This is a genomic window from Streptomyces albidochromogenes, from assembly GCF_005981925.1.
GTDB classification, from domain to species: domain Bacteria; phylum Actinomycetota; class Actinomycetes; order Streptomycetales; family Streptomycetaceae; genus Streptomyces; species Streptomyces albidochromogenes.
On record NZ_VBVX01000252.1, the window covers coordinates 1 to 10158 of the forward strand.

Below are 10158 nucleotides of genomic sequence, written 5' to 3' on the forward strand. Positions count from 1 at the left end.
GCCCACTTCCGCTGCCCCCGCTCGAAACCTCGACGGTCGATCACCGTGCAGCGAATCCACTTGACCAGCACCGCGCCATCGTACGGCCAGGAACACGCGCCCCGTCACGCCTGCGGGGCACTTCACCCCTGACCGACACGCCTCGAACGGGCCGTCGCGCGACGCGAGTTGTCGGTGGCCGGGGCTAGCCTGGTCCCCAGGTGCAGCGTCGCACCGCTCGCGCCGGTGACGTCCGGCAGGGTTTCGAGGGAGGGGAAGACCGGTGGGCAGTCTCAACAAAGGGGTCGGCAAGGTCGAAGTGACGCTCAGGTGGGATCCCAGTCCCATGGGCGAACCGGCGCACGACCTCGACATCATCGCGGCGACCTACACCGCCGAGGACCCGCACGGCAGCCCCGCGTACACCGTGCACTTCGACAGCCGCTCGCCGGACGGCACCATCACCCTCAACAGGGACAGCCGGGACGGCCAGGGCTTCGGCTACGACGAGGCCATGACCCTGGAGCTCGACCGGCTGGCGCCCGCGTACACCCGGGTGGTGGTGGGAATAGCGATCCAGCAGCGCGGCGGCAGGACGACGTTCGGCGCCATAGGGAATGGGGGCTTTCGTATTCGCGAGGGCTACACCGTGCTCGCGGAGGACGGCTTCGCCGACGTGTCCGCGTCGACCGCCGCGACCATCGCCGAATTCACGCGCAACGCCTCGGGAGGCTGGGAATTCCGCCACGTCGTGCGGGGTTTCGACACCGACCCGAACTCCTTCGTCAGCTCCATGGGAGCGGCCTGACCCGGCGGCCGGGGCGCGTCCACGGGGTAACGCGGAGGGCGGCGAGCCCGCGGGCCCGCCGCCCTCCGCCCTCCGCCCCTCGGTGGCGGCCGGAATGTCCGGTCGGCCGTCAGGCGCGGCAGCGCAGCATCGTCAGTGGGGGGTTGGCGAGGCAATCCGCCCAGAAGTCCGCACCGAACTCGCGCACGCCGGCGTCCGACACCTCCAGCGGGACCCAGGTCACCTCGCTGAATCCCGCCGCCTCCAGACACTTCTCGAAGACCTCGCGGCGCGGCAGGGTGCTGACGATCGTGATCGGCGGATCGAGCAGCGCCGTGGTGCGGACGCGCGGTCCGGCCGCGGCCTCCTCGCCGGTCAGCTCGGTGACGAAGCCGTACTTGGCCAGGGAAGGCCCGCCGAAGTCGTAGCCGGGCGACTGGTTGAACAGGAAGAACTCGGCTCCGGGCGCCAGGCTCTGGTGCGCGTTGCGGCACATCCGCTCCATGGCGGCGATGTCCTGCGCGTAGTTGAGCAGCTGGACCGCCACGCCGACGTCGAAGCGCTGCCCGTGCGGCCGGAATTCGGCCGCGTCGCCCACCTCGTAGCGCACACCCAGCGGGTCGCTCTCCTCCAGGTGCCGTGCCACGGCGACCATTTCGCCGGAGATGTCGACTCCGAGCACCTCCGCGGCGCCGCGCCGCTTGAACTCCCTGCTGTAGAAGCCCGTGCCGGAGGCCAGGTCGAGGACCGACTTGCCGCGCACGTCCCCGACCATGGCCAGGAAACTGGGCACCTCCCCGTACCGCACCAGCGGCAGCGCCTTGAAGCCCTCGAACGCCTCACCGATCTCGTCGTACTGCTGCACGCTCATCGTGATGTCCTCCCCTGTGCTTCGTCAGGTCCTGGGCCTCGGCCTCCCGCCCCCGGGACACGCCGCGGCCACTGCCAGGCAGTCTTCCCGCACCCCGGCGGGCCGTCGTACTGGCGAAAGCCACAAAGCTGCGGGCGTCGTCTTGGGCTTCGTACGGGGGGACTTGGGGGTTCGGGCGCACTCAGGGGTCCGGCACGGCGAAAGGGGACCGGCCACCGGCCGGTCCCCTTCGTGCGCTGCTGGTCAGCCAACCGTGCGAGCCGCGCCGGATGTCGTGTCCGGCGCCGCCGCGCCCGGTGTCAGCTGCAGCCGCTGGTCGAGCCGCAGCCCTCGCAGATGTAGCAGCTGCCCGCACGCTGCATCTTCGTACCGCAGGAGAAGCACAGCGGCGCGTCCGCGCTGATGCCGAGCTGCATCTCGACGAGTTCCGCCGAGGTGTGCGCCTGCTTCTGCTCCGGCACGGCCTCCGCCTTGGGGGCGGCGGCGACCGGCTTCAGCGCCTCGGTCTGGCGAGGCGCGGACTGGGCCAGCCCCTCGACGTCCACGTCGTCGTCCTCCATCGACGGCTCGTACGAACCCGTCTCCAGGTGACGCTGGCGCTCCTCGGCGGAGTGGATGCCGAGGGCGGAGCGGGTCTCGAAGGGCAGGAAGTCGAGCGCCAGGCGGCGGAAGATGTAGTCGACGATCGACTGCGCCATCCGCACGTCCGGGTCGTCCGTCATGCCGGCCGGCTCGAAGCGCATGTTGGTGAACTTCGAGACGTACGTCTCCAGCGGGACGCCGTACTGCAGACCGACCGAGACGGCGATCGAGAAGGCGTCCATCATGCCCGCGAGGGTCGAACCCTGCTTGGACATCTTCAGGAAGACCTCACCGAGACCGTCGTCCGGGTAGGAGTTGGCGGTCATGTACCCCTCGGCCCCACCCACCGTGAAGGAGGTGGTGATCCCCGGGCGGCCCTTGGGGAGGCGCTTGCGCACCGGGCGGTACTCGACGACCTTCTCGACCGCGGCGCGGATCGTCTCCTCGGTCTTCGCCGTGACCTCGGCCTTGACGTCCTTCGTCTTGGCGGAGAGCGGCTGGCCGACCTTGCAGTTGTCGCGGTAGATCGCGAGCGCCTTGACGCCCATCTTCCACGCCTCGAAGTAGACCTCCTCGACGTCCTCGACGGTGGCCGTCTCCGGCAGGTTCACCGTCTTGGAGAGCGCGCCGGAGATCCACGGCTGGATCGCCGCCATCATGCGGACGTGGCCCATCGCGGAGATGGAGCGCTCGCCCATCGCGCAGTCGAAGACCTCGTAGTGCTCGGTCTTCAGACCGGGGGCGTCGATCACATTGCCGTGCTCGGCGATGTGGGCGACGATCGCCTCGATCTGCTCCTCCTGGTAGCCCATGCGACGCAGGGCCTGCGGCACCGTGCCGTTGACGATCTGCATCGAGCCGCCGCCGACGAGCTTCTTGAACTTGACCAGCGCGAGGTCGGGCTCAAGGCCGGTCGTGTCGCAGGACATCGCGAGACCGATGGTGCCGGTGGGCGCGATGACCGAGGCCTGCGCGTTGCGGAAGCCGTTCTTCTCGCCGAGGCGCAGGACGTCCTGCCACGCCTCCGTGGCCGCGGCCCAGATCGGCGAGTCGAGGTCGTCCACGCGCGGGGCGACGGCGTTGGCGTCCGAGTGCTGCTTCATGACGCGCTTGTGCGGCTCGGCGTTGCGGGCGTAGCCGTCGTACGGGCCGACGACCGCGGCCAGCTCGGCGGAGCGCCGGTACGACGTGCCCGTCATCAGCGAGGTGATGGCGCCGGCGAGGGAACGGCCACCGTCGCTGTCGTACGCGTGACCGGTCGCCATGAGCAGCGCGCCGAGGTTGGCGTAGCCGATGCCCAGCTGGCGGAAGGCGCGGGTGTTCTCGCCGATCTTCTGCGTCGGGAAGTCCGCGAAGCAGATGGAGATGTCCATCGCGGTGATGACCAGCTCGACGACCTTGGCGAAGCGCTCGGACTCGAAGGACTGGTTGCCCTTGCCGTCGTCCTTGAGGAACTTCATCAGGTTCAGCGAGGCCAGGTTGCACGAGGTGTTGTCCAGGTGCATGTACTCGCTGCACGGGTTCGACGCGGTGATCCGGCCGGACTCGGGGCAGGTGTGCCAGTTGTTGATGGTGTCGTCGTACTGAATGCCGGGGTCGGCGCAGGCCCACGCGGCCTCGGCCATCTTGCGGAAGAGCGACTTGGCGTCGACCTCCTCGATGACCTCGCCCGTCATCCGGGCGCGGAGGCCGAACGTGCCGCCCGTCTCGACCGCCTTCATGAACTCGTCGTTCACGCGGACCGAGTTGTTGGCGTTCTGGTACTGGACGGACGTGATGTCGTCGCCGCCCAGGTCCATGTCGAAGCCCGCGTCGCGCAGGGCGCGGATCTTCTCCTCCTCCTTGACCTTGGTCTCGATGAAGTCCTCGATGTCGGGGTGGTCGACGTCGAGCACGACCATCTTGGCCGCGCGGCGCGTGGCGCCGCCCGACTTGATCGTTCCGGCGGAGGCGTCGGCGCCCCGCATGAAGGAGACCGGACCGGAGGCGTTGCCGCCGGAGGAGAGCAGCTCCTTGGAGGAGCGGATGCGGGAGAGGTTCAGGCCGGCGCCGGAGCCGCCCTTGAAGATCATGCCCTCTTCCTTGTACCAGTCGAGGATCGACTCCATGGAGTCGTCGACGGCGAGGATGAAGCAGGCGGAGACCTGCTGCGGCTGGGGCGTGCCGACGTTGAACCAGACCGGCGAGTTGAAGCTGAAGATCTGGTGCAGGAGGGCGTACGCCAGCTCGTGCTCGAAGATCTCGGCGTCGGCGGGAGAGGCGAAGTAGTCGTACTCCTCGCCGGCCTTCCGGTACGTCTTCACGATCCGGTCGATCAGCTGGCGCAGACCGGTCTCGCGCTGCGGCGTACCGACCGCCCCGCGGAAGTACTTGCTGGTGACGATGTTGACCGCGTTCACCGACCAGAAGTCGGGGAACTCGACGCCACGCTGCTCGAAGTTGACCGAGCCGTCGCGCCAGTTGGTCATGACGACGTCACGACGCTCCCAGACCACCTCGTCGTACGGATGCACGCCGGGCGTGGTGTGGATGCGCTCGATGCGCAGGCCCTGCCGGGCCGCAGCCGCTTTGGAACCCTTGGTACGGGAACCCCGTGCCGGGCCGCTCGCCGTCTCTGTCATGCCGCCTCCCATATACGGGCAAAAACGCCCTGAAGTGCCCAGTTCTTCCCAGGGCACGTTGTGTGTCTGATGTTCCGGACGCCACGAAGGGGCGACCGGAACAGGTCTGGTCCGCCGCCGGTCGGTCAGTCGGCGGCAGCGGCGGGCACGGGGACCTCGGGGGTCGCGCCGGGCCCGCAATCGCAATCGTTCACGGGTGGCCGCTCCTCACGGAGCTCCGCGATGGCGGCCTCGAAGTCCTCGAGTGAGTCGAACGCCCGGTACACGGACGCGAAGCGCAGGTACGCGACAAGATCGAGTTCCCGCAGCGGGCCGAGTATGGCCAGCCCCACGTCATGGGTGGTCAGCTCGGCGCTTCCGGTGGCGCGCACCGCTTCCTCGACCCGCTGGCCGAGCTTGGCGAGGGCGTCCTCGGTGACCGGCCGCCCCTGGCACGCCTTGCGCACGCCGGAGATGACCTTGGTACGGCTGAAGGGTTCGGTGACGCCGCTGCGCTTGATCACCATGAGCGAGGCGGTCTCCACCGTCGTGAAACGGCGGGAGCAGTCGGGGCACTGACGGCGCCTGCGGATCGACGTTCCGTCGTCGGTGGTGCGACTGTCGACGACGCGGCTGTCGGGGTGCCTGCAGAAGGGGCAGTGCATGGATCCCAACCCTCCTTCACAGCACGACTGAATAGCCTCGGCAGCCCCACCAGGGGCCCTTCGAAGCGGTCACCAGCATAGGTGATGGGAGGGGTCTCGGCGGACCGGGGACCCACTTGGACCACAACTTGTGGGTGGCTGTAGCCATGCGACTACTAGATCTAGGGTCTGGGTGCATTTTTTGCACTTCGCGCGTGTCGCGGCGCCCACGGCGGTCCACCGCGGCGCCCCTCGCGCCGCCGACACGCTGACCGCACCCCACCGGAGCTCGGCCCGGCCGCGAAGGTTACCGTAATGGCCCGAATTGCCATTCGGCACGAACAGGCCGCTCATACACCCCATCGCGCGTTCGAGAAAGCCATTCTGCGCTTTTTCACTCGAACGTGTGTTTGGCGCAACCTTTCGAAAGCAACTACCGTTGTCCAACCAGGGAGAGAGAACATCTCGAGAGGGGCCGACGTGACCACCACCGCTGACAGTGCAACTATCACTGCCCAGGACCGATCCCAGAGCCGACTCGAGCCGGTGCATGCCATGAACGAAGCAGCCAAGAATCCGGAGGGCCCCAAGCCCTCACGCTCGCTGCCCGGCCGACCTCCAGGAATCCGGGCGGACAGTTCCGGCCTCACTGATCGGCAACGGCGGGTCATCGAGGTCATCAGGGACTCGGTGCAACGACGAGGATATCCGCCGTCGATGCGCGAGATCGGTCAGGCGGTGGGCCTCTCCAGCACCTCTTCCGTGGCCCATCAGCTGATGGCTCTCGAACGCAAGGGGTTTCTGCGCCGCGACCCGCACCGCCCCCGGGCCTACGAGGTGCGGGGTTCGGACCAGCCGAGCGCCCAGCCCACCGACACGGCCGGCAAGCCCGCCGCGTCGTACGTCCCGCTCATCGGCCGCATCGCCGCGGGTGGACCGATCCTCGCCGAGGAGTCGGTGGAGGACGTCTTCCCGCTCCCCCGGCAGCTCGTGGGTGACGGAGAGCTCTTCGTTCTCAAGGTCGTGGGTGACTCCATGATCGAGGCGGCGATCTGTGACGGCGACTGGGTGACGGTCCGCCGCCAGCCGGTCGCCGAGAACGGCGACATCGTGGCCGCGATGCTGGACGGCGAGGCCACGGTGAAGCGGTTCAAGCGCGAGGACGGCCATGTGTGGCTGCTCCCGCACAACGCCGCCTACCAGCCGATCCCCGGCGACGAGGCGACGATTCTCGGCAAGGTCGTGGCAGTGCTGCGACGGGTGTGACACCTCGCCGGTCAAGGACCGGGCCCCCGGAACCCACTGCGCCGGTTCCGGGGGCCCGTTTGTATGCGTGGCCCGCGTATCGCGTGGCCTGCTGACGAGGGCGTCACGCGGCCGAGCCGTCGACACCCCCCGCAGCCTGACCGGGCCTACTTCCCCTCGGCCTCGGCCGCCGCGTTGATCGCGGACAGCGAGCGGCGCACCTGGTTACGGTCCGTGGTGTACCAGAAGTCCGGCAGTGACGCCCGCAGGTAGCTCCCGTACCGCGCGTTCGCCAGCCTGGGGTCGAGCACGGCGACGACACCCCGGTCGCCCGAGGCCCGTACGAGCCGTCCCGCGCCCTGGGCCATCAGGAGCGCCGCGTGCGTGGCCGCGACGGCCATGAAGCCGTTGCCCCCGGCCTCCTCGACCGCCTTCTGGCGGGCGCTCATCAGCGGATCGTCGGGGCGGGGGAACGGAATCCGGTCCATGACGACGAGCTGGCAGCTCGGTCCCGGCACGTCCACGCCCTGCCAGAGCGACAGCGTGCCGAACAGACACGTCTTCGGGTCCGCCGCGAACGACTTGATCAGCTCGCCGAGCGTTTCCTCGCCCTGGAGCAGGATCGGCATGTCGAGCCGGCCGCGCAGCTCCTCGGCCGCCGCCTTCGCCGCCCGCATGGAGGAGAAGAGGCCCAGCGTCCGGCCCCCGGCCGCCTCGACGAGCTCGGCCAGCTCGTCCATCATGTCGCCCCGCGAACCCTCACGGCCCGGGGTGGCCAGCTGGCGGGCGACGTACAGGATCCCCTGCTTCGGGTAGTCGAAGGGCGAGCCGACGTCGAGTCCCTTCCAGACCGGGACGTCCTCCCCCTCGGTCCCCTCGGGGGACAGCCCGAGCGAGGCCCCCACGCCATTGAAGTCGCCGCCGAGCTTGAGCGTGGCCGAGGTCAGGACGACGGACCTCTCGCTGAAGAGCTTCTCGCGCAGCAGCCCGGACACCGACAGCGGGGCGACCCGCAGGGAGGCGCCGTACCGGTCGTGCCGCTCGAACCAGACCACGTCGTACTCGGAACCGTTGGCGATCCGCTCCGCGACACCGTGGACGCTCTCGACGGCCGCGAGCGCCTGCTTGCGCACGGCGTCCTCGTCCTGGACGGACTTGTCGCGCGTGGAGCCGATGGCGGAGATGACGTTACGGGCGGCGTCCCGCAGCGCCATGAGGGCGTACCCGAGGTCCTCCGGGATCTCCACGAGACGCCCGGGGAGCGCGAGCTCCATGAGCCGCTCGAAGGATTCGGCGGCCGTCTGGAGGGCGTCGGCGGTCTTCTCGTTCACCAGCTTGGCCGCACGGCGGACCGCCCGGTTGACCTGGCCGGGGCTGAGCTCGCCCGTCGCGACCCCGGTCACCCGGGAGACCAGCTCGTGCGCCTCGTCCACGATCAGCACCTCGTGCTGCGGGAGCACCGGCGCGCCCTCGATGGCGTCGATGGCGAGCAGGGCGTGGTTGGTCACGACCACGTCGGCGAGCTTGGCGCGCTCGCGGGCCGCCTCCGCGAAGCATTCCGCCCCGTACGCGCACTTCGACGCGCCGAGGCACTCGCGGGAGGAGACGGACACCTGTGCCCAGGCGCGGTCGGAGACGCCCGGGGTGAGGTCGTCGCGGTCGCCCGTCTCGGTCTCGTCCGCCCAGTCCCGCATGCGCAGGAGGTCCTGGCCGAGCTTGCTGGTCGGCGCGGCGGCTTCGAACTGGTCAAAGAGGCCGTCCTCTTCCTCCTGCGGCACACCCTCGTGCAGCCGGTGCAGGCAGAGGTAGTTGGACCGCCCCTTGAGCATGGCGAACTCGGGGCGCCGGCGCAGCAGCGGATGCAGCGCCTCGACCGTACGCGGAAGATCACGCTCCACGAGCTGGCGCTGGAGGGCCAGGGTCGCCGTCGCCACGACGACGCGCTCGCCGTGGGCCAGGGCCGGCACCAGATAGCCGAGGGACTTTCCGGTGCCGGTGCCGGCCTGGACGAGCAGGTGGGAGTTGTCGTCGATGGCTCCGGCCACGGCCTCGGTCATGGCGACCTGGCCGGGCCGCTCCGTGCCGCCGACGGCGGTGACGGCGGCATGGAGGAGCTCGGGGAGTGAGGGCTTCGTCATAGCCCGTCCAGCCTACGGGGCACCACTGACAACCCGGGTCGCACCGGTGACGGCGTCAGGACGGGTGGAGCGGGTTGGGGACGGTGCCGTGCACGGCGGCGTGCGGGCGGTTGGGCCGGTCCCGGTAGCCGTCGAGGTGCAGACGGTTGCGGTTGAGGCACAGCCGCTCGATCCGCGGAGTGAGCAGGTCGAAGGTCTCGTACCGCTCCTTGAGCTCGGGGAAGCGTGCCTGGTGCCGGAGGATTTCAGCTCGTACGAGTGACCAGAAGTCGTTCTCGGGAACGCCCAGTTGTTCTTCGCACAGCGGCGCCAGATAGCGGAACACGCCGACGAACAGACCGGAATGGATGAACTGCGTCAGGAAGGCGGGAGGCTCGGTCAGCAGCACCTCGCGCACGTCGTCGGGCATCGAGTCGTGCTCGGGAAGGGGCTGCGCGCTCACGTTCACGTCGTCGACGAAGTCCTTGATCGCGAGCCGCACCGGGATGTCGTGATCGTCGAACACGACGATGGCGTTCTCCCCGTGCGGGGAGAAGACCGTGCCGTAGCGGTACAGGAAGTGCAGCAGCGGCGGCAGCATCGCGGCGAACAGCCGCTGGAGCCACACGGCCGGCGACAGGCCCGAGCGGTCGACGAGCTCCGCGGTGAAGGCACGCCCCTCGGGGTCCGTGTGGAGGAGGGAGGCGAGCGTACGGGCGCGCTCCCCCGGGGCCAGCCGGCCGGTGAGCGGCTCGCGCCAGATCGCGCCGAGCAGTTCCTTGTACTGGTAGGGGACCTCGGGGAGGCCGTCGTACAGGGGGTGCTCGACGGCGACGGAGGCGACTTCCCCGAGGAGGATCACGCCGCACTCGTCGCGCAGGAAGGGATCGCTGTCCCGCAGGCCGTGCACCCAGGCGGTGACGGCCGGCGCCGCCAGGGTGCGCTCGGTGGGCAGTCCGCGCCAGACCAGTGTGTTCAGGACGGCGAGCGGCAGCTTGACCGTGTGCCGGTCGGGACGGCTCGTGTTGAGGAACGTGCGGATCGACTGCTGAGGCAGCCGTACGTCGCCGTCGGTGGGCAGCGGCACGATGGCGCCCCGGGCGACGGCGGGCCCGAAGAGCGGCAGCACCACTTCGTCCCACTGCCAGGGGTGCACGGGCAGGTAGAGGTACCGCGCCGGGTCCAGGCCGCGGGCGCGCAGTGCGGCGGCGAAGGACTCGCGGGTGGAGGCGTCGAGTTCGCGCGCGTAGAGATGTTCGGGCGTGGCGAGTAACCGGACGCCTCGGTAGCCGGCGATCTCCGTGCTGACCGCGATCCAGGGGAGGGTGGCGGG

Annotated in this window: 7 protein-coding genes and 1 pseudogene; 2 read left to right on the forward strand and 6 right to left on the reverse strand. The window is 69.6% G+C overall.

Annotated features, from left to right (window positions below):
- Positions 1-71 (reverse strand): annotated as a pseudogene (locus tag E2E34_RS25955) (DUF4937 domain-containing protein); the annotation flags it as partial.
- Positions 72-262: 191 nt separating this feature from the next.
- Here E2E34_RS25955 and E2E34_RS25960 point away from each other — a divergent pair.
- Positions 263-787, forward strand: coding sequence for a TerD family protein (locus E2E34_RS25960; protein WP_138904344.1), 525 nt, complete (start codon positions 263-265; stop codon positions 785-787).
- Between the two features lie 109 nt (positions 788-896).
- Here E2E34_RS25960 and E2E34_RS25965 read toward each other — a convergent pair whose 3' ends face one another.
- From E2E34_RS25965 to nrdR, 3 genes are all read right to left on the reverse strand, one after another.
- Positions 897-1637, reverse strand: coding sequence for a class I SAM-dependent methyltransferase (locus E2E34_RS25965; RefSeq protein WP_138904345.1), 741 nt, complete (start codon positions 1635-1637; stop codon positions 897-899).
- Between the two features lie 299 nt (positions 1638-1936).
- A complete protein-coding gene (locus tag E2E34_RS25970; RefSeq protein WP_138904346.1) occupies positions 1937-4840 on the reverse strand; it encodes a vitamin B12-dependent ribonucleotide reductase in 2904 nt (967 codons plus the stop codon).
- 125 nt (positions 4841-4965) lie between these two features.
- Positions 4966-5484, reverse strand: coding sequence for a transcriptional regulator NrdR (gene nrdR / locus E2E34_RS25975; RefSeq protein ID WP_138904347.1), 519 nt, complete (start codon positions 5482-5484; stop codon positions 4966-4968).
- A 459-nt stretch (positions 5485-5943) separates the two neighbouring features.
- On the opposite strand from nrdR, the gene lexA reads away from it, so the two are divergent.
- Positions 5944-6729: a transcriptional repressor LexA gene (gene lexA / locus E2E34_RS25980; RefSeq protein ID WP_138904348.1), complete on the forward strand. Its 786-nt coding sequence runs from the start codon at positions 5944-5946 to the stop codon at positions 6727-6729.
- A 146-nt stretch (positions 6730-6875) separates the two neighbouring features.
- On the opposite strand, the gene E2E34_RS25985 is transcribed toward lexA, so the two are convergent.
- Together E2E34_RS25985 and E2E34_RS25990 are read right to left on the reverse strand one after the other, a co-directional pair.
- A complete protein-coding gene (locus E2E34_RS25985; protein WP_138904349.1) occupies positions 6876-8846 on the reverse strand; it encodes an ATP-dependent DNA helicase in 1971 nt (656 codons plus the stop codon).
- 55 nt (positions 8847-8901) lie between these two features.
- Positions 8902-10158: IucA/IucC family protein (locus tag E2E34_RS25990; protein WP_279637904.1), on the reverse strand; the 1257-nt coding region annotated here is incomplete at its 5' end.